The organism is Micromonospora sp. CNZ297, assembly GCF_007827625.1.
Genome location: NZ_VISU01000010.1, coordinates 164,151 through 182,070, shown reverse-complemented (window position 1 = coordinate 182,070; position 17,920 = coordinate 164,151). Strand labels below are relative to the sequence as shown.

The following is a 17,920-nucleotide window of genomic DNA, read 5'->3' as shown; positions in this document are numbered from 1 at the left end:
GTCACGCCGTACGCTGAGCGCGCCAAACCACCCACTCGCCGGAGGTGTCGGTGTTCAGGGAAATCAACGGTCTGCCCGTCCACGTGCTCGTCATCCACGCGGCGGTGGTGCTGGTGCCGCTGCTGGCACTGCTCGCCGTCGCGTACGGGGTGCTGCCCCGCTGGCGGCCCCGCCTCGGCTGGGCGGTCGCGGCACTCGCCGTGGTCACCCCGATCGTCGCCTGGGTGGCGACCGAGTCCGGCGAGGAACTGGAGGAGGCCCTGCGCGCGAAGGGCTATCCGCCGGACCGGCTCCAGCAGATCCACGAGCACGCCGAGTACGGCGACACGCTGTTCTGGTTCGCGCTCGGGCTCGGCGTCGTGGCGCTGCTGCTCGTGCTGTCGACGAGCCGCCTCGTCGCGGGCCGGAACCTGCCCCGCTGGCTCCCGATCGTGCTCACCGTCGTGGTGGCGGTGCTCGCGGTCTTCGCGATCGTGTACGTCTACCTGACCGGGGACAGCGGCGCCAAGATGGTCTGGGACGGCGTCGTCTGACCGGTACGGCTCAGAACAGCACCCGCGAGCAGAGCAGGCAGGTGAGCAGCACCAGCACCACTGCGACGGCTGCCCCGATGCCGTAGGTGAGCCGCTGCGCGCGCTGCTCCGCCTGGTCCATCGCGGCCATGTCCTGCGGCGGGAGCCGTCGGGGCGGTGACGGCTGCACGTGTACCGGTGGCCGCCAGCCGGGCGGCGGAGGCGTGCTCGGCGGCGGTCCCGCGTACCCCGAGGGCGGTGGGCCACCAGCGGGCGACCCCGGCCACGCGCCGCCGGCCACCGTCCAGCCGCCCGCCGCCTCCGGCCGGGCCCACGGGCTGTCGGTGGCCGCCTCGCGTGACCACGGGCTGGCGGTCCCGGCCGGTTCGGCGGTGCGGTCCGGTTCATGGGCGCCGTCGGCGTTATTGGCGTCACCCGGCCGAGATCCGGGACCGGCCGGGTGGGCGTCCGCGTTGTCCGCGCCGTCCCGGGGGACCGCCCCGGGGGCGTTCTCCGCGGCGGGCGCCGGTTGGTCCGGGCGTCGCCAGGTCTCGTCGTCGGGGCTGCCACCGCTCGGCGTCGTCACGCCGTCCGACGCTACCAACGCCCCGGGCCGGTCGGCCGCCCGACGCGTCGATCACCGCCACCCCGGCCCGTCGCGCCCGGTGTGTGGCGTTCCGACGGCTCCCGGCACGGTACGGCCGGGCTCGGGACGATCCGGCCGGTCCCGGGGATCGAGCCGGTGCCCCGTTCGGCGGTATCGTTGCTGCTCGTGACCGACCCCGCCATCCGGACACCGCGCGACGACGACGACCGCGTGGTCGACCTCAGCGACGACTTCGTGGTGCTGCCCGAGCAGACCAGCGACGACACCGACCGCGGCTGGGGCGAGCGCCCCGGCGGCAACGACGACTGGCTGCTCGCCGAACGCCCCCCGCACTGGGGCTGATCGCGTCAGCCGCGTACCACCACGGCGAATCGACTGCCCTCCGGCAACCCGACCGCCCGCCTGGCCTGCTCCGGCGGCAGCGCCAGGTAGAGCGCAGAGGAGCCGTCGACCGCGCCGGTGGCGCCGACCACGTCGAGCACCAGCGCGCGCGGAGCTAGCAGCGTCGGGTCGGGCGAACCGCCGGCCGGCACGACGAGCAGGTCGACGCGGGCACCCGGGCGCAGCACCGCGAGCGCGGCCGGCTCGGCCAGCCGGATCGGCACGCCGACCGCACCGGCCGGCAGGGCGGGGGTGCCGCCGGACGGCGACGCCGTCGCCGAGGCGGCCGGCAGGACGCGGGGTGGTGGGCAGGACGGCGGCGTCCGGAGCACCGCAGCGGCCAGGCCGAGCAGCACCGCGACGAGCGTCACCCGCAGCAGCGTCCGGCGCCGGGGCAGCCCGCGCCAGCGGACCGGACGCAACGTCGCCTCGCCATCCGCCACCGCTGCCTCCCGCCGCCGGTCAACCGTCCGACCCGCAGGCTAGGCCCGGCCTCCCGGCTCCCGCCGCCCCACCGCCCGCCCCTGTGGATAACCCGCCGGCTTGTGGAAAACCGCTCCCCGGGGAGGCCCGCCGTCACCAGCGGACGTCCGGTACGGCCGGAACCGCCAGCTCGGGGAGGTTGCTGCTTCCGGGCTGGCGGATGCAGCAACCTCGCCGAGGTGGCGAGCATCCGCCACCGGCCGATGCAGCAGCCTCGCCGAGCCGGCGAGCATCCGCCACCGGCCGAGCAGCAACCTCGCCGAGCCGGCGAGCATCCGCCGCGAACGGAACGTGGCCGCCCCCGAGCGGGAACGGCCACGTGTCGCGTGCGAGCAGCGGGTCAGGACGAGCTGGACGCCGCCGGTGCCTTGCTCGCCGTCGACCCGGAACCGGACGAAGAAGACGAACCGGATGAGGAAGGCGACCCGGACGAGGAGGACGACGAGGACGAGGACGACTCGGACTTGGCCGGCTTGCTCGTCGAGGCGCCGTTGTCGGAGCTGGACGGACGGGAGTCCGTACGGTAGAAGCCGGAGCCCTTGAACACGATGCCTACCGAGTTGAAGAGCTTTCGCAGCCGCCCCTCACACGCCGGGCACTCGGTCAGCGGGTCGTCCGAGAAGGACTGCACCGCCTCGAGCTGGTGGCCGCACGCGGTGCAGGCGTACTGGTACGTGGGCACGTTCTCCTCCGGATCTTCGGCACGGCCTGTTGGCACTCGTGGTCTTCGAGTGCCAATGGTGCGTCATGACCCCCGGGTTCGTCCAGCGGAAGCGCCCGGGCCCACACCCGGGACCGCCACCAGCCCGTCCGCCGGAGTGATCACACAGTGCACCGGGCGGTCGTGCGGCAGGGCGGGCACCGCCTCGACCAGCTCGCCGTCGTGCAGCAGCGCCACGGTCGGCACTGTGGCGGGCACCCGGGCCAGCGCGCGGTCGTACGAGCCGCCGCCCCGGCCCAGCCGAATGCCCCGGCGGTCCACCGCCACCGCCGGCACCACGACCAGGGCGGCTCCGGCCACCGCGGCCCGCCCCCGGGGCGGTGCGGTCGGCTCGCGCAGACCCCGGCCGGCGGCGCGCAACGACTCCGGACCGGTGTACGGGGCCCAGTCCAGGTCCAGGTCCTCGCGCAGCACCGGCAGCAGCAGTTCGGCGTCGGGCGGCAGCGCGGCGCGCAGCACGTCCGGCAGGTCGTGTCCGCCGGGCTCGGAGGCGACCGGCACGTACGCGCTCATCCTGGCCGGTCGCAGCCGGCGTACCAACGTCACCAGCTCGGCCTGGACGGCGGCCGCCGCCACCGCGCGGTCGGCCGCGGACAGCGACCGGCGCGCGGCGAGTAGCGCGATGCGCATCTCCCGCTTCGCATCGTGCGCTTCATCCGAAAATTCCGGCACGCAACACTCCTGACGCAACGCTTGCCTAATGGTCGCTCTGTGTCAGCATCGCACCAAGGGAGCGGAACTTCCGGGGGGAAGATTGACGCTACGCGGGCGGTTGACGGCGGCTTTCCTCGCGGTGGTCCTCGGCCCCGTCCTGCTCGGCGCGTTCTTCGTCGGGGCCACGCTCAGCGCCGTCGACCACAGCCGCGCCACCGAGCGGCTGGGCCTGGCCGCGGCCGGTGTCCGTACCTCGATCGACGCACTCTGCCAGCAACTACGCGCGGCGGCCGACGCGGTCGCGCTGGTCGGCGACCCGGTCGGCCGGTCGCGCACGGCCGACCAGGTGGTCGCCCGGGGCCTGGCCGCCGCCGTGCGGATCGCCGACGACGCCGGCCGCACCACCTACGCCACGGCGGGCGGGCCGGCCGGGCGCTGGCAGGACTGCGCCGGCACGCCCGCCACCCCCGTCGGGGCGCTCTCCGCCCAGGTCGGGCTCCGCGACCCGGCCGGCACCGACCTGGGCGCGGTCGCCGCCGCCCAGCCCGTCGACCGGGCCTTCGTGGCGCGGCTCGCCGCCGTGACCGGCGTCGGGGTCACCCTCCTCGACGACCCCGGCGGCATCACCCACACGACCGAGGACCAGGGGGTACGCGCAGCGGTGCTGGCCGCCGCCGGCCAGGCGGACGGGAACCGGGTGACCGGGACCGGCGACGGCCGGTACGTGCGGCGGGTCGGTCCGTCTCCCGGTCAGCCGCTGCCACTGGTGCTGTCGGTGCCGGGGGAACGTGCGCCCGGCCTGTACGGGGCGCTGATCGCCGCCGTCGCGCTCGCCGCACTGCTCGCAGTGCTCGCGGCCTGGCGGCTGGCCCGGGTGACCACCCGGCCGCTCGGTGAGCTGGCCGGCGCGGTGGACCGGGTGGCGCGCGGCGACCTGAGCGCCCGGGTGCCGGTGCGCAGCCGCGACGAGATCGGGCGGCTGGCGAGCGCGTTCAACCGGATGACCCGGGAGACCGGCACCTATGTGACGGCGCTGACCAGCAGCCGCGACCAGCTTCGCAACCACCTGGCGGTGCTCGGCGACACGCTCGCCAGCACGCACGACCTGCAACGCATCCTGCGGGTGATCCTGGACAGCGCGATCGCCGCCACCGGCGCCCGGGCCGGCGCGGTGCTGCTGGTCGACGGCGACGGCGTCCTCGTCGGCCGGTGCGTGGAGGGTCTGACCGGGCGCTGGCCCACGGGCGACCCGGCCGACCCGGCGACGCTGCGGGTGCCGGTCGGCTCCGGGGTGCTCGGCGCGGTGGCCGCCACCGGCGAACCGCTGCGCGGACGGTGGGCGTCGCCGGACACGCCGACCGGGGAGCCGTCCTGCGAGACGTACGTGGCGGTGCCGTTCGCCACCCCCGGCACCGCCGAGCCGCGCGGCCCGGACCGGCCCGGCCACCCGCCCGCCGACGGCGACCCGCCCGGCTCGGCCTGTGCGGCGCTCGGCGTGCTCGTGCTCTACGACCGGCTCGGCGGGCACGAGTTCCACGACGACGACGTGGTGACGCTGCGGACGTTCGCCGGGCACGCGGCGGTCGCGGTGGAGAACGTCCGGGTGCACGAGGAGGCGCAACGGCTCTCCCTCACCGACCCGCTCACCGGCCTGTGGAACTACCGCTACCTGCGTGAGTCGATCCGCCGGGAGGTGGAGCGGGCGAACCGGTTCGGCCGCATGCTCAGCGTGCTCGCGCTCGACCTGGACCGGTTCAAGAACGTCAACGACACCTGGGGGCACGCCGCCGGGGACGCCGTCCTGGTCGAGTTCGCCCGCCGGGTACGCGGCGTGATCCGCGAGGTGGACCTGGCGTTCCGGCAGGGCGGCGAGGAGTTCGTGGTGCTGCTGCCGGAAACCGACGCCCGGGGCGCCACGATCGTCGCCGAGCGGCTCGGCGCGGTGGTACGCGACCAGCCGGTGGCCGTCGAGGGGAGCGGCGACGAGCCGGTGCGGGTGCCGGTGACCGTCTCCATCGGCATCGCCGTCTACCCGGACCATGCCGCCGGCGGCCAGCAGGTGCTCGACGCCGCCGACGACGCGTTGTACGCGGCCAAGGCCGCCGGACGCGACGGCTACCGGCTCGCCCCGGCGCCCGATCCGGTGCCCACCCAGGAGATCCCGGTGGTGGCCGCCGGGGTCAGCCCGCCGGACGGGCTGCCCCGAGCCGGCGCGGCGGACCCGGCGGGCACCGTCCAGGGCGGCGCGTCTTCCGGTCCTCACCCGCCGCGGCAGAGCCGTGGCCGATAGTCTCGCGACATGTCGGAGCACTCAGCGAACCCCTCAGCGGCCCCCGGTCGCTCCCGCGCGGTCAAGGCCGTGATCCCGGCCGCCGGCCTGGCCACCCGGTTCCTGCCGGCCACCAAGGCGGTTCCCAAGGAACTGCTGCCGGTCGTCGACCGGCCGGTGCTGCAGTACATCGTCGAGGAGGCCGCGCAGGCCGGCATCGACGACATCCTGCTGATCACCGGTCGCGGCAAGACCTCGATGGTGGACCACTTCGACCGCCGGCCCGACCTGGAGGAACGGCTCGCCAAGAAGCCCGAGCTGCTGGCCGAGGTCAAGCGCACCGAGGAACTCGCAGCGATCTACACGGTCCGCCAGCCGGAACAGCTCGGCCTCGGTCACGCGGTCGGGTACGCCGAGTCGCACGTCGGCGACGCGCCCTTCGCGGTGCTGCTCGGCGACGAGTTCGTCAAGCCCTCCGAGCCGCTGCTGCCGGCCATGCTGGAACTCCAGGCCCGCACCGGCGGCGTGGTGCTCGCGTTCTTCGAGGTCGACCCGGCCGAGACCAGCCGCTACGGCATCGCGTCGGTCGAGCCGGCCGAGTCGGAATACTCCGACATCGCCGAGGTCGTCAAGGTCACCGGCATGGTGGAGAAGCCCAGCCCGGAGGACGCCCCCAGCAACCTCGCCGTCCTCGGCCGGTACGTGCTCCCCGGGAAGATCTTCGACGCGATCCGGCGTACCCGACCGGGCAGCGGCGGCGAGATCCAGCTGACCGACGCGATGGAGCTGCTGCGTACCGAGGGGGTGCCGGTGCACGCCATCGTCTACCGGGGCACCCGCTACGACACCGGCATGCCGCTCGGCTACCTCCAGACCGTGGTGCAGATCGCCGCCGAGCGGGAGGACCTGGGCGCCGAGTTCCGCAAGTGGCTGACCGAGTTCGTCAACAACGGTGACGAGACGGTCACCGCCGCGGTCCTCAACGGCATCCGCGACGCGTCCGGCGGTGCCGATACATGACAGCGACGGCCGACGCCGAGGCGGCCGCGAACGAGTTGACGCCGCTCGCCGACTACCTGGGCAGTGTGCTGCGCAGGTTACGCGCGCTGCCTCCACTCGACCTCGACCTGACCCAGGCGTACGGCAACGTGCTCGCCGAGGACGTGGTCGCCCCGCACTCGTACCCCGCCTTCGACCAGGCGGCGGTGGACGGGTACGCCGCGCGCTGGGAGGACATCTCCGGTGGGAGTCGGGGGCCGGGCTACGTCCCGGCCCCCTCCGGTATGCCCGGCGGCCGCAGCATCCGCCTCAACGTGGTGGGTGACCTGGGCGCGGCGAGCTGGCGACCGGTGCGGCTCACCCCCGGCGCCTGCTTCTCGGTCGCGGCGGGCGCGCCGCTGCCGATCGGCGCGGACGTGGTCGTCCCGGTGGAGTGGACCGACCAGGGCATGGCCGCCGTCGAGATCTTCCGCGCCCCCAAACGGGGGTACGGCCTGCGCCGCGCCGGGGAGGAACTGGTCGCCGGCACGCTGCTCGCCCGCGCCGGGGCGTACGTCTCACCGGCCCTGGTCGCGGTGTTCGCCGCCACCGGCATCGGGCACGTGGTGGTGCGGCCCAGCCCGCGCGTGGTCATCGTGGCCACCGGCGACGAGCTGGTGGACGTGGGCCGGGGCAGCCAGCCCGGCCAGGTGGTGGACACCAACTCGCACGCGCTGACCGCGGCGGCGGCGGAGGCGGGCGCGCTCGCGTACCGGGTGGGGATCTGCGACGACGACCCGGAGGCGCTGCGCGGCCTGCTGGAGGACCAGACGCTGCGCGCCGACCTGATCATCACCACCGGCGGCACCGGCACCGGTCCCGGCGACATGGTCCGCCGCATCCTGTCCCGCCGCGACGGCGGGCGCGCCGGGCCGGTCGCCTTCACAGAGGTGGCCCTCTATCCCGGAACGGCTCTCGGGTTCGGTACGGTCGGCGCCGAGGAGGTGCCGGTGGTGTGTCTTCCCGGTGAGCCCGGCGCGGCGCTGATCGGCTTCGAGGTGCTGGCCCGCCCGGCCATCCAGCTGCTGGCCGGGGCCGAGCCGGTGTTCCGGCCGAGCGTCCGCGCGCACCTGCTGGAGACGGTCTCGTCCCCGGTGGGGCTGCGCGAGTTCCGGCCCGCGCACGTGGCCGAGCGGCGCGGTGGCGGGTACACCGTGCAGCCGCTCGCCGGTGGCCCGTACACGCTCTCCGGCCTGGCCGAGGCGAACGGCCTGCTGGTGCTCGGCGAGCGGGTCACCACCGCCGCTGCGGGGTCTACCGTGGATGTGCTCCTGTTGGACCGGCGCCGGTGAGCGCGAGGAGTGAGCTTGCGAGCCCCGCAGTCGCGAGCGAAAGGCAAGCTCGGTGAGCGCGAGGAGTGAGCTTGCGAGCCCCGCAGTCGCGAGCGAAAGGCCAACTCCGTGAGGTTCCGGCGGGCGCCGGGGTGGCCGGCGGTGCTGGTGGACGGTCCGGTGGTGCTGCGGCCGTACCGGCGTTCGGACGCCACCGCCTGGTCGGAGATCCGGCGCGCGAACCGGGAGTGGCTGGCGCCGTGGGAGTCGCATGTGCCCGGCGGCTGGTACGAGACGAACTCGCCCGCCGCGTTCCGCCTGGTGCACGCCGACCAGCGCAAGTCCGCGCGTACCGGTGAGGGCATGCCGTTCGCGGTCTGCCTGCGCGAGGACGGGCAGGAGCGGCTGGTCGGCCACGTCAACATCGGCAGCATCGTGCGGCGGGCGTTCTGCTCCGGGTACGTGGGCTACTGGGTCGACTCCAGGGTGGCCGGTCGCGGCGTGATCCCGACCGCTGTCGCGCTCGCCGTGGACCACGCGTTCGGGCCGGGCGGCCTGCACCGGATCGAGGTGAACATCCGGCCGGAGAACATGCCGTCCCGGCGGGTGGTGGAGAAGCTCGGCTTCCGCGAGGAGGCCTATCACGTGCGCTACATGCACATCGACGGCGCGTGGCGCGACCACATCGGATACGCGATGACGGGCGAGGAAGTAGTAGCCGAGGGCGGCTTGCTGGCGCGGTGGCACCGCGTACGTGACAACCGCCGCTGAGGCGAACGCCCGGCGCGGCGCACTGTGAACCGGGTCGGCGGCCCGTAACCTCAAGTAACTGCAAGCTGTGGCAAGCGCTGCCCGCCCGCACGAAGTGCGCCGTAAACGACGGTAGACGGAAGAAGTTGCGGCGGCGGCGCTCGCCGGAGAACTTTGGTGACGGGAGGGGTGAGGGTGCCCACGTCGGTGCTCCTCGCCGTCCTCGCCGCCGCCGGTCTGCTCGCCCTCGCTCCGGCGCTGGTCCGCCGGTACGACGCCACCGAGCGGCTGGTGGCGGAGCGGGCGCAGTCGACGGCGCGGGTGCTCCAGCGCCAGCGTCGACGGCGCACCGTGCCCGGGCGGCGACCGCTGCACCCGCCGCGCTCCCTCGTCGTGACCCTCAGTGAAGACTCCGACACGGGCAGTCTTGCTCGTCCGGTCTCCGCACCGCCACTGCGCCGACGCTCCGGGCGACTCCGGCCCGTCTCCGCGGTGCCGGCCCAGTCCCGCCGACGGCACCCGCCCCGGCGACGGCACACCCCGGCGATCTACCGCCGGCGCCGGGTGCTGGCCGCGCTGCTGCTGCTCAACCTGGTCGAGCTGGGCGGCGTGGTACTCGTCGGACCCGGGTTCTGGATCAGCGTCTCGGTCACCGGCACACTGCTCGTGGCGTACGTCGTACACCTGCGGCAGCGTGCCCTGGCCGAGCGCCGGCGGCGGCGCGCGGACGCCCGCGAGGCGGCCTGGCTGGCCGCCCGCCAGGCCGAGGTGCGCCGCGAGCAGGCCCGGCGCGCGGCGGCTCGCCGGGAGGCGCAGCGTCGGCTGGCCGCCCAGCGCGAGGCGGTCCGGCGTACGGCGATGGGGCTGGACCGTCCCGCGGACCTGCCACCGGCGGCGAGCGGCGGTTCGGTGTCCTACCGGCGTGCGGGCGGCCTGCGCGGACGCCCCTACCAGTCCGGCCGAGGCGCCTGACCGCCGTGCCGGCGCCTTGCTGGTGGCGATCTTGGAGGGTTTGGGCCCCTCCGAGGGCCTTTTCCTTCCAAGATCTACGGGGCGGCGGGGCGGTTCGCGTCGTGGGGGCGCGACCTGTTAGCCTTGTTGTCGGCCCGCCCGGTGAAAGCCGGGTGGGACCGACGCTGGTTCGCCGGCGGAGGGGCTGTGGCGCAGACCGGTAGCGCACCTCGTTCGCATCGAGGGGGTCAGGGGTTCAAATCCCCTCAGCTCCACCCAGTTCAAAGGCCGTCTCCCGTGGTGGGGGACGGCCTTTTCTGATCTTCTGCAGCAAGTGGCTTGGGCGCATCGTGAGGTGGGCGCTCACCCGCGGCGGTGCGACACGCCATGGCCGAGACGGTCTTCGCCACCCTCACGACCGAACTGGTCTACACCCGCGCCTGGCCGTGACGGCACGAACTGGAAACGGTCGTCTTCTCTTCCATCGAAGGCTTCTGCGGCCCACGGCGCCGGCACGGCCGTCTGGGTAACGTCAGCCCCGACGCCTACGAGAAGACCCGTCACGAGTCCCTGACACACTCATGAAGCTGTTGAGATAGACGTCCGAGTGGTCAACGCCGACACGACAGGAACAGCCGCTGCGACAGTAGTCGGGCGGGTCAAGGGCGACCGCGAGGGTGAAGGACCCGAAACCTGCTGTGTCCCGCCACCGACCAGCAGGCGAACAGCGCGCCGGATGTCAGGTGCCCGGCGCCGTCTCGAGCCGTCTTCCAGGTCGGTTGGGCCACCTGCTCGGCGGCGTCGCCGCTCGCCCTTTGCGGTGTTTATGAGGGCGTTTGTTGCCGAGCATTAGCGTCCGAGACGGCGACAACCGGAAGTCTTCGCCATTCAAGAAAATGTTATGACTTGTTGCCGATGCTTGGGATATCCAGTTTGTCGGCAATGGCCCCCGGGATTCGATCGGCACTCCTGACTTCCTTATTGTTAATCGCGTTTAGAGTTCCGGCCGACCGGGGGATCCGGGCGTCGTCGGCCAGCGCCCCACAATGAGCCGACAAACCAGTCGGGCCGCCCCGAACAGGCGCGATTTTGCCACCCGCTCGACCTGTTGTGGCTGCCAGGAGCGCCCGTACCGTTGCGGCACCAGCGTTCCGTGTGATTGGCCAGATGAATTGCGGCAATTGCAGGCGTGCTGATTGTATCGAAAATCGTCTTTGATGGGAACGACAGTGAAAAACATGCGAAAGTCTGTGGTGGTCTTGGCGGTTCTGGCCATGGCCGCGGCGGGATGCGAGCAGGACAGTGAGTCAAGCCCGTCTGCGTCCGAGTCGGCCACGCCGACGAGCGTGGCATCCGCCTCTGCATCCGCCGCCGCGTCCGCGCCCGCGGTGGCGGTCGACACGTCCATCAACGAGAAGCCGGTGGACGGTTCAGACGCCGCTGCCGTGAAGACGGTGGATGTCGCGGCGCAGCCGGCGGCCCAGGCCCCAGCCTCGGCGGGGGGATACTACAAGCTCAAGACCGTGTTCCGCGGTGAGAACGAGTGCCTGGAAGGCAACCGCGTCGACGGCAACTCAACCCTCGCCGGCGCCGCGTTCCAGAACACCTGCAAGGACGTTGACGGGCAGGCCTGGAGTCTCACCAAGCGCCCCGACGGCTACTACACGCTGCGGACGAAGTTCCTCGGCGGGGAGAAGTGCCTCGAAGGCAACCAGATCGCCGGGAAGGTCCTCGGCGGCGCCGCGTTCCTGGACACGTGCCGCGAGGTCACCGGACAGCAGTGGAAGCTGGTCAAGGCCGGAGACAACCTCTTCCGGCTGCAGACGAAGTTCCGGGAGAAGGAAGGCGAATGCCTGGAAGGTAACCGATTCGCGCCGACGTCCGTCCTGAAGGGTGCGGCGTTCACCGACAAGTGCCAGAACGTGACCGGGCAGCTCTGGTACCTCACCGCGATCCCTGCCTGACGACACCGCATTGACCGGAGGAGCCCGGACTGTTGTCCGGGCTCCTCCGCGCGGATGACGGTTTGCTCGCACGCCCCGGCGTCAGTCGAACAGGCCGTCGAGCGCCTTCTGTTCGAGATCGCGCCAGCGCTCGGCGTCCTTCAGCGCCTTGGTGATCTCCTTCTCGTCGAGGTGGTGGGCGCCCTCCTCGCGGATGCACGCGACGCTGAAGGGCCCGCCGACCGACGGCGAGGTCCGCTCCAGAGCCTCCAGCACCCGTACCACGCCCACCACGCCGTACTCGACGGTGCGCGTGGTCATCCGGAAGTGGGACAGCAGCGCGCCGGCCTGCTGGGCCATGGGCGCGCCGGAGCCGATGGCGTGGAAGCCCACGTCCTCGTAGCGGCCGATGAGTCCGTTGGGGTTGATCTCCACGATCCACGGGCCGCCCTGGCTGAAGCCGGCCGCGAGCAGGTACGCCGACACCCCGCCGCCGGCGCCCTCGCCCGGTACGTCCGGGATGTAGTTCTCGTAGTGCTTCTTGAAGACGGGCAGGACGCGCTCCTGCAACTCGTCGCCGATGTCGGGTGCTTCGAGGATGGCGGTGGCCGAGTCCTGGAGGAGGGGGCGCAGGTCGTTGAGTACCCCCCGCGCACCGCTGCCGCCCCAGGCGGCGCAGTCGCCCAGCGGGTGCAGCTTCTGGGCGGGGAAGCTCAGACCGCGGTCGCTCTCGGTGATCTGGGAGTCGGCGCCGATCACCACCCCGTCTTTGCAGACAACGGCGAGTACGACGGTCATAGCGTCCTCCTGAGCAGGGGTAAGGGGTAGGGCGCGACGTACCCGCCATCCCGCCTGCCTACACCCCGACGAGGGTTGGCCCACTCGTGGCCGGACTACGGGAAGGCTGCCGCCCGTCGGCGGCGACGCGGTCGAGCGGCCGGCCGGATGCGTTACGGCGACGGCTCGTGGAAGTAGACGGTGGCCGACCACCAGTCACCGTCGGCAGTGATCTCGCTTTGAATGACGACGTCCTGGACCTCGATACCAGGCCGTTGCTCGATGCTGTCGGCGATGCGGCGTAGCAAGGCCGGGACGCTGTCCTGACCCGGTCCCGCCGGGTTGGCCTGCGAGAAGTGCTTGATTGTCCACGACGGCGGTTCGGACGGCACGACGGCAGTCTGCCAGTGCCTCTCTCCGAGCCTTTCGAGGCTCGTGAATGATCGTGCCGGCGGTTGCCAGGGCACGTGCTATCCGGCCTCGGTGAACAGTCCGGCGTAGCGGTCCAGGTACAGCGGCCAGCCCTCGTCGTGGCCGACGCCGTCACGAACCGACTCCCAACCCGGACCGTGCCGGTCCAGGTTGCGGTGCTCCAACTCGACCCGGGTGCGCTGCGGTGTCTCGGCGACGAACCGGACCTCGACCTCGCTGGCGTTGTCCAGATCCTGTTCGAGCTGCCATGCCGGGCTGATGTCCCAGCTGAAGACGAGCCGGTCCGGCGGCTCGAAGACGAGGATTCGCGCCCAGGCGCACTCACTGCCGTCCTCGGCGCGGTCGAAGATGTGCCCACCGACCTTCGGCTCGAACACCGTCTCCGCGATCGGCGACGACAGCAGGTTGTGCTCCTTCGGCTTGAAGTCGCCGAACCGCTCCGTGAATACCGCGAAGGCGCGCTCCACCGGCGCGTCGACCACGATCTGCCGCTGTACCACCGCATCCGTGCCACTCATGATTCCTCCTCGTCAGGGCGCTCGGCGACGTCCTTGAAGCCGTCCAACGCGCGGCTCCAGTAGGTGTCGAGCTGATCTCGTAAGGCGGCCACGCCGGCGGGATTGAGCCGGTAGACACGCTTTGTGCCCGCCGTGCGGTCCGTCACGAGGCCGGCGTCCTTCAGCACCCGCAGATGCTGCGACACCGCCGGCCGGCTGACCGGCAGCACCGCGGCCAGCTCGCCGACCGCCCGCGGCTGCTCCGCGAGACACGCGATGATCGCCCGCCGAGTCGGGTCGCCCAGGGCGTCCCACCCGTCCTCGGTTCGGTAAGTTCCCACGAACGGTAAGCTACGGCTTACCATTGGCGTTCGTCAAGCCTGAAAAGCAGGTCACTGTTGCCACAGGAACGCCGCCGTCGAGCATGGCCGGCAGCGGAATCCGTACCCGCAGCCACCGCCACCGAAGTTGAAGCCGGTGCGGTGATCGTGGCCTTCCTCGAGCTGGACGACGAACGACATGGGCAGGGCGCAGGCGGGACAGGTGGGCGTCTGGTCGAACTGGAGCCACGCCGGCAGTCCGCCGAGTTGCCCGAGGACGTCTCGCAGCGGTCGGCCGGACTCACCGCGCCAGCGTTCGCGCGCCTCGTCGTAGCCGTCGGAGTCGTGCATCGGCACGTACGTGACGGCGGACGTCTCGGCCGCCAGGACGGTGTCGCCCGAGGGCACGGCAGACGGAGCCAGCGCCCCGGAAGGGAAGACGAACGCGCGGTTGCCGCCGGCTGTCGCATCCCACTCGTCGCACAGGCCCGGATCGTTCTGGCACATGAAGATCGACAAGAGCGCGGCGTCGTCCGCGTCGACGTCGTCGAGCCGGACCTGGGCCAGGAACTGCATCGGTCCGTCGCACTCGTCGCACACCGGCCAGTCGAAGCCCGCAGGCACGAGCGGAACACCGCCGGTACGCGTGCCGGGCGCATCTGGTGCCGTGTCACCGTTGTAGATCATCAGAATCGTCACGCGGCGCAGCGTAGGGGAGTTGACGATCTCTCGCAGCGCTCAGATGTGCCCGGGTCCGTCCGGCACCCGGCCCGCAGCCGGGCGGCCGATCGGAGTCACGTCCGTTGGTAGCCTGACGCGTCCGTACGACAGATGGAGTCTGCCCGGTGCTCAGGACGGTGCTGCGGAGGCTGGGCGCGGCGGGCGCGGTCTGCGTGGTGGCCGCGTGCGGACCCTCGACTGCTGATCCAGCGGATCGTTCGGCGGGCGAAGCTGTCCCCTCCACGGCCCAGGCGACCGGCACGCCCACCACCCGGAAGCCGTCCGCGATTCCGGCGACCGGCGGCACCGGCTACTCCGCGGCACTGTCGGCGCGGCTGGTGACCACGGACGGGCTGCCACCAGGCTTCAGTGTGGATATCGCAACGGTCATGGCTCCGGATGCGGGCCGGCAGCGCCCCGGCCCCGAGGTGCCCTGTACGGACATGATTCCGCTGTTGTCGGCCAACCGGCTGACCGGTGCTCCGTCGGCGATGACCGCCGCGACCGTCAGCTCTGGCGAGGGCTCCGACTACCCGTGGGTGGCGAGCGAAGTGCTCAGGACGTACGCCGACGACGGCGCCCGAGGGGCGATGGCGGACCTGCGGACGTTCATCGGACGGTGCCCTGCCGTCGCGTCACCGGGCCAGGACGGAGGCAGCTACCGTTTCGCGGTGGTACCGGGGCCGCGACTGGGCGACGAGAGCATGCGCGTCGACTCCAGCACGACTTCCGGATCGATCACGCTGGAATGGGACAGCATCCTCGTCCGGATCGGCGCCACCCTGGTGGTCGTTCATGAGCAGGGCAACGAGCCCGGCGGCGACGATCACCTCCCCCGGCTCGCCGAAGCCGCGCTCCGCAGCTACCAGACGACCGGACCCTGAACGCCCTCGGGCGGTCGGCGGCGGCTCACCTCGTCGCGCCACCGAACCATCTGGTCAGCGCATCCTCCAGCGTCTGCTGATCGTCACCCACCCAGGCCACGTGCCCGTCCGGCCGCAACAACACCGCCGGCACGTCCAGCTCGTCGCCGGTGCCGGCGACATGCCCGACCCGGTCGGCCCAGGCGTCCACCGACAGCTTTCCGGTCCCGTCGAGCAACAACCCGCCGCCGGTACGCATCAGCTCGTACAGGCGTCCCTCCCGCAGCGGTACGTCGCGCAGCCGCCGCCCGAGCAGCGCATGCCCCTCGCCGACGTCGTACCGCACGCTGATCGCTGTGACCTTCTCGATCAGGAAGCGGTTGACCTCGTCGAAGTCCATGAGCTGCGCCAGCATCTGACGCACGGCCTGCGGCCCGGGCTCGTTGGTGGTCAGCAGCATCTGCGCGCGGGTGTTCGTCAGCACGTCGGCGGCGACCGGGCGCCGCTCGGTCTCGTAGGTGTCCAGCAGGTCGTCCGGCGCCCAGCCGTTCACCGTCGCCGCCAGCTTCCAGCCCAGGTTGAACGCGTCCTGGATGCCCAGGTTGAGTCCCTGCCCGCCGAGCGGCGGGTGGACGTGCGCGGCGTCGCCGGCCAGGAAGACCCGCCCGACCCGGTAGTGCTCGGCCAGGCGGGTCGCGTCGCCGAACCTCGACAGCCAGCGGGGGGAGTGCACGCCGAAGTCGGTGCCCGCGTACGCGTGAAGTTGCCGCTTGACGTCGTCGAGCGTCGGCGGCGCCGAGGCCACGTCGGCCGCCGGTACGACCACCCGGAACACGCCGGGCCTGCCGGACGGCCCGAGTCCGAACCGCTTCTCGGTGCGGCGTACCTCGGTCATGATCGCGGTGATCTCGTCCGCGGGCGCGGTCAACTCCATCTCGCCGAGCAGCGTGTCGATCGTCGACGGCTCGCCGGGAAAGCCGACGCCGAGCAGCTTGCGGACGGTGCTGCGCCCGCCGTCGCAGCCGACGGCGAACCGCGCCCGCAGCGGTGACGCGCTCTCGTCGTCGAGGTGGACTGTCACGCCGTCGTCGTCCTGCTCCAGCCCGGTCACCGCACTGCCGCGCCGGATCTCGGCGCCGACCTCGGCGGCGTGGTCGGCGAGCAGCCGGTCGGTGAGCGTCTGCGGGATGCCGAGGACGTACGGGTGTGCGGTGTCCAGGTCGGCGGGCGCGGGTTTGTCGATGCCGGCGAAGAACCCCCGGATCGGATGCGTGCCGCCGTGTTCGAGGAACCGGTCCAGCAGCCCGCGCTGGTCCATCACCTCGATGCTGCGGACGTGCAGGCCGAGCGAGCGCACGTACGGCGGCGGCTCGGCGTCGCGTTCCAGGACGAGCACGCCGACGCCCTGAAGGCGCAACTCGCTCGCCAGCATCATGCCGGTCGGCCCACCGCCGACCACGATCACGTCGAACACATCTTCCCCCGTGCCGAGTGTCAGGCGACCGTCCCCTTCGGCGGCACGAAGCCGCCGGAGAGGGCGCGGATGCGTGCCACGAGCGCAGCGACGATCGGCTGGTGGTCGAATCGACCATAGCCGCCGTGCCGGAACGCGCGGGCCTCGAAGAACTCGCTGCCGCCGGCGCCGTCGTCGGGCACCCGTACCTGCTCAGCCATGGTTTGCTCCCGGTGGTCGGGTGGCCGACGCTACAACCGCCGGGCAACCCGGTCAGCCGCGGCGGAACGTCCGGCGGTAGGTGTCCGGGGGTACGCCGACGGTGCGCTGGAAGTGGCGGCGCAGCGTCGTCGCCGTACCCATGCCGGATGCCTCGGCGACGGCGTCGATGCCGTCGTCGGTGTTCTCCAGCAGCTCCTGCGCCCGCCGGATGCGCTGCGTGGCCAGCCACTGCGACGGCGTGGCGCCGGTCGCGGCGGTGAAGTGCCGGACCAGGTTGCGGGTGCTCATGGTGGCCTGGCGGGCGAGGTCGGCGACCGTCAGCGGGCGGTCCAGCCGCGCCATCGCCCAGGGGAGCAGCGCGGCGAGCGGGTGGTCCTCGCGGGCCGGGACCGGTGTGGTGACGTACTGGGCCTGGCCGCCCGCGCGGTGCGGCGGCACCACCAGGCGGCGGGCGACGGCGTTGGCGACTGTGGAGCCGTGGTCGCGGCGGATCAGGTGCAGGCACAGGTCGATCGCGGCGGCCTTGCCGGCGGAGGCGAGCACGTCACCGTTGTCCACGTAGAGCACGTCCGGGTCGACCTGGACGCGCGGGTAGCGGGCGGCGAGCGCGTCGGTGTGCGCCCAGTGGGTGGTGGCGCGCAGCCCGTCGAGGATGCCGGCGGCGGCGAGGACGAACGCGCCGGTGCAGAACGAGACCATCCGGGCGCCCGCCTCGTGCGCGGCGCGGACCGCGTCGACCAGGTCGGACGGCGGCTCGGCGTCGGTGTCCTCGATCGCCGGGACGATCACCGTGTGGGCGCGGGCCAGGTGGTCCAGCCCGTGGTCGGGCGTGACCGCGAACCGGCCGACGCCGACCGGGCCGGGACCGCAGACCACCAGGTCGTACCAGGGGTCGGCCAGGCCGGTCGGGTCGCGCACGAAGATCTCGCAGGCCGCCGCCAGCTCGAAGTGCAGCATCCCGTCGGTGGCGGCGAGCGCTATCAGGGTCATGTCCGAAACTGTACGGGCATTGGCGTTTGCGCCACTGTCCCGGCTCTCGAATTCCGGCGAGGATCA

Annotated in this window: 21 protein-coding genes, 1 tRNA gene and 1 pseudogene; 11 read left to right on the top strand and 12 right to left on the bottom strand. The window is 72.5% G+C overall.

The window, feature by feature from the left end; translation table 11 throughout:
• Positions 1 to 50: 50 nt before the first annotated feature.
• Positions 51 to 533, top strand: a complete 483-nt coding sequence (locus tag FB454_RS19430; RefSeq protein ID WP_030273618.1) for a DUF2231 domain-containing protein — start codon at positions 51 to 53, stop codon at positions 531 to 533.
• A gap of 10 nt (positions 534 to 543) precedes the next feature.
• Here the strand turns inward: FB454_RS19430 and FB454_RS19425 are convergent, their stop codons facing one another.
• Positions 544 to 1,098: a hypothetical protein gene (locus FB454_RS19425; RefSeq protein WP_176921703.1), complete on the bottom strand. Its 555-nt coding sequence runs from the start codon at positions 1,096 to 1,098 to the stop codon at positions 544 to 546.
• A gap of 186 nt (positions 1,099 to 1,284) precedes the next feature.
• Between FB454_RS19425 and FB454_RS34915 the strand changes: the two genes are divergently transcribed.
• Positions 1,285 to 1,461: a hypothetical protein gene (locus FB454_RS34915; RefSeq protein ID WP_174361685.1), complete on the top strand. Its 177-nt coding sequence runs from the start codon at positions 1,285 to 1,287 to the stop codon at positions 1,459 to 1,461.
• Positions 1,462 to 1,466: 5 nt separating this feature from the next.
• Here the strand turns inward: FB454_RS34915 and FB454_RS19415 are convergent, their stop codons facing one another.
• The gene (locus FB454_RS19415) at positions 1,467 to 1,943 is read right to left on the bottom strand and encodes a hypothetical protein (protein WP_013283910.1); all 477 of its coding nucleotides are present in this window, start codon (positions 1,941 to 1,943) and stop codon (positions 1,467 to 1,469) included.
• 366 nt (positions 1,944 to 2,309) lie between these two features.
• Here FB454_RS19415 and FB454_RS35455 point away from each other — a divergent pair, with 366 nt between their 5' ends.
• Complete coding sequence (locus FB454_RS35455; RefSeq protein ID WP_486485434.1) at positions 2,310 to 2,510, top strand: hypothetical protein; 201 nt, start codon at positions 2,310 to 2,312, stop codon at positions 2,508 to 2,510.
• Positions 2,511 to 2,524: 14 nt separating this feature from the next.
• Here FB454_RS35455 and FB454_RS35450 read toward each other — a convergent pair.
• Positions 2,525 to 2,665, bottom strand: a pseudogene (locus FB454_RS35450) (FmdB family zinc ribbon protein); the annotation flags it as partial.
• 63 nt (positions 2,666 to 2,728) lie between these two features.
• Complete coding sequence (locus FB454_RS19405; protein WP_145823267.1) at positions 2,729 to 3,376, bottom strand: 5-formyltetrahydrofolate cyclo-ligase; 648 nt, start codon at positions 3,374 to 3,376, stop codon at positions 2,729 to 2,731.
• An 82-nt stretch (positions 3,377 to 3,458) separates the two neighbouring features.
• Between FB454_RS19405 and FB454_RS19400 the strand changes: the two genes are divergently transcribed.
• The 7 genes from FB454_RS19400 (at position 3,459) to FB454_RS19370 (ending at position 11,601) form a co-directional block, all read left to right on the top strand.
• Positions 3,459 to 5,648: a sensor domain-containing diguanylate cyclase gene (locus FB454_RS19400; RefSeq protein WP_186461621.1), complete on the top strand. Its 2,190-nt coding sequence runs from the start codon at positions 3,459 to 3,461 to the stop codon at positions 5,646 to 5,648.
• Positions 5,649 to 5,657: 9 nt separating this feature from the next.
• The gene (locus FB454_RS19395; protein ID WP_013283914.1) at positions 5,658 to 6,647 is read left to right on the top strand and encodes a UTP--glucose-1-phosphate uridylyltransferase; all 990 of its coding nucleotides are present in this window, start codon (positions 5,658 to 5,660) and stop codon (positions 6,645 to 6,647) included.
• Positions 6,644 to 7,957, top strand: a complete 1,314-nt coding sequence (locus tag FB454_RS19390) for a molybdopterin molybdotransferase MoeA (RefSeq protein WP_013283915.1) — start codon at positions 6,644 to 6,646, stop codon at positions 7,955 to 7,957. Before FB454_RS19395 ends, FB454_RS19390 begins: the two co-directional genes overlap by 4 nt.
• A gap of 108 nt (positions 7,958 to 8,065) precedes the next feature.
• Positions 8,066 to 8,707: a GNAT family N-acetyltransferase gene (locus tag FB454_RS19385; protein ID WP_145754486.1), complete on the top strand. Its 642-nt coding sequence runs from the start codon at positions 8,066 to 8,068 to the stop codon at positions 8,705 to 8,707.
• A 168-nt stretch (positions 8,708 to 8,875) separates the two neighbouring features.
• Positions 8,876 to 9,658 (top strand): divisome protein SepX/GlpR, encoded by a 783-nt coding sequence (gene sepX, locus FB454_RS19380; RefSeq protein ID WP_186461620.1) that lies wholly within the window; start codon positions 8,876 to 8,878, stop codon positions 9,656 to 9,658.
• Positions 9,659 to 9,838: 180 nt separating this feature from the next.
• Positions 9,839 to 9,912, top strand: a tRNA-Ala gene (locus FB454_RS19375).
• A gap of 963 nt (positions 9,913 to 10,875) precedes the next feature.
• Positions 10,876 to 11,601: an RICIN domain-containing protein gene (locus FB454_RS19370; protein WP_235437318.1), complete on the top strand. Its 726-nt coding sequence runs from the start codon at positions 10,876 to 10,878 to the stop codon at positions 11,599 to 11,601.
• Positions 11,602 to 11,682: 81 nt separating this feature from the next.
• Here the strand turns inward: FB454_RS19370 and FB454_RS19365 are convergent, their stop codons facing one another.
• The 5 genes from FB454_RS19365 to FB454_RS19345 form a co-directional block, all read right to left on the bottom strand.
• Positions 11,683 to 12,378 (bottom strand): proteasome protein, encoded by a 696-nt coding sequence (locus tag FB454_RS19365; protein ID WP_047890747.1) that lies wholly within the window; start codon positions 12,376 to 12,378, stop codon positions 11,683 to 11,685.
• A 152-nt stretch (positions 12,379 to 12,530) separates the two neighbouring features.
• Positions 12,531 to 12,749 (bottom strand): tautomerase family protein, encoded by a 219-nt coding sequence (locus tag FB454_RS19360; protein ID WP_013283921.1) that lies wholly within the window; start codon positions 12,747 to 12,749, stop codon positions 12,531 to 12,533.
• 78 nt (positions 12,750 to 12,827) lie between these two features.
• Positions 12,828 to 13,307, bottom strand: a complete 480-nt coding sequence (locus tag FB454_RS19355) for an SRPBCC family protein (RefSeq protein WP_030274045.1) — start codon at positions 13,305 to 13,307, stop codon at positions 12,828 to 12,830.
• Positions 13,304 to 13,651 (bottom strand): ArsR/SmtB family transcription factor, encoded by a 348-nt coding sequence (locus FB454_RS19350; RefSeq protein ID WP_013473924.1) that lies wholly within the window; start codon positions 13,649 to 13,651, stop codon positions 13,304 to 13,306. Before FB454_RS19350 ends, FB454_RS19355 begins: the two co-directional genes overlap by 4 nt.
• A 27-nt stretch (positions 13,652 to 13,678) precedes the next feature.
• Positions 13,679 to 14,305, bottom strand: a complete 627-nt coding sequence (locus FB454_RS19345) for a DUF1963 domain-containing protein (RefSeq protein WP_145754481.1) — start codon at positions 14,303 to 14,305, stop codon at positions 13,679 to 13,681.
• Between the two features lie 146 nt (positions 14,306 to 14,451).
• On the opposite strand from FB454_RS19345, the gene FB454_RS19340 reads away from it, so the two are divergent.
• Positions 14,452 to 15,210 carry a hypothetical protein gene (locus FB454_RS19340; RefSeq protein WP_145754479.1) on the top strand — a complete coding sequence of 253 codons (759 nt, stop codon included), beginning with the start codon at positions 14,452 to 14,454 and terminating at the stop codon, positions 15,208 to 15,210.
• Between the two features lie 25 nt (positions 15,211 to 15,235).
• Here the strand turns inward: FB454_RS19340 and rox are convergent, their stop codons facing one another.
• The 3 genes from rox to FB454_RS19325 are packed head-to-tail and all read right to left on the bottom strand — an operon-like array spanning position 15,236 to position 17,854.
• On the bottom strand, positions 15,236 to 16,663 hold the full coding sequence (rox, locus tag FB454_RS19335; protein WP_145754476.1) for a rifampin monooxygenase: 1,428 nt from the start codon (positions 16,661 to 16,663) through the stop codon (positions 15,236 to 15,238).
• Between the two features lie 20 nt (positions 16,664 to 16,683).
• Complete coding sequence (locus tag FB454_RS19330) at positions 16,684 to 16,863, bottom strand: hypothetical protein (protein ID WP_114919417.1); 180 nt, start codon at positions 16,861 to 16,863, stop codon at positions 16,684 to 16,686.
• 52 nt (positions 16,864 to 16,915) lie between these two features.
• Complete coding sequence (locus tag FB454_RS19325) at positions 16,916 to 17,854, bottom strand: helix-turn-helix domain-containing protein (protein ID WP_030274057.1); 939 nt, start codon at positions 17,852 to 17,854, stop codon at positions 16,916 to 16,918.
• Between the last annotated feature and the right edge of the window lie 66 nt (positions 17,855 to 17,920).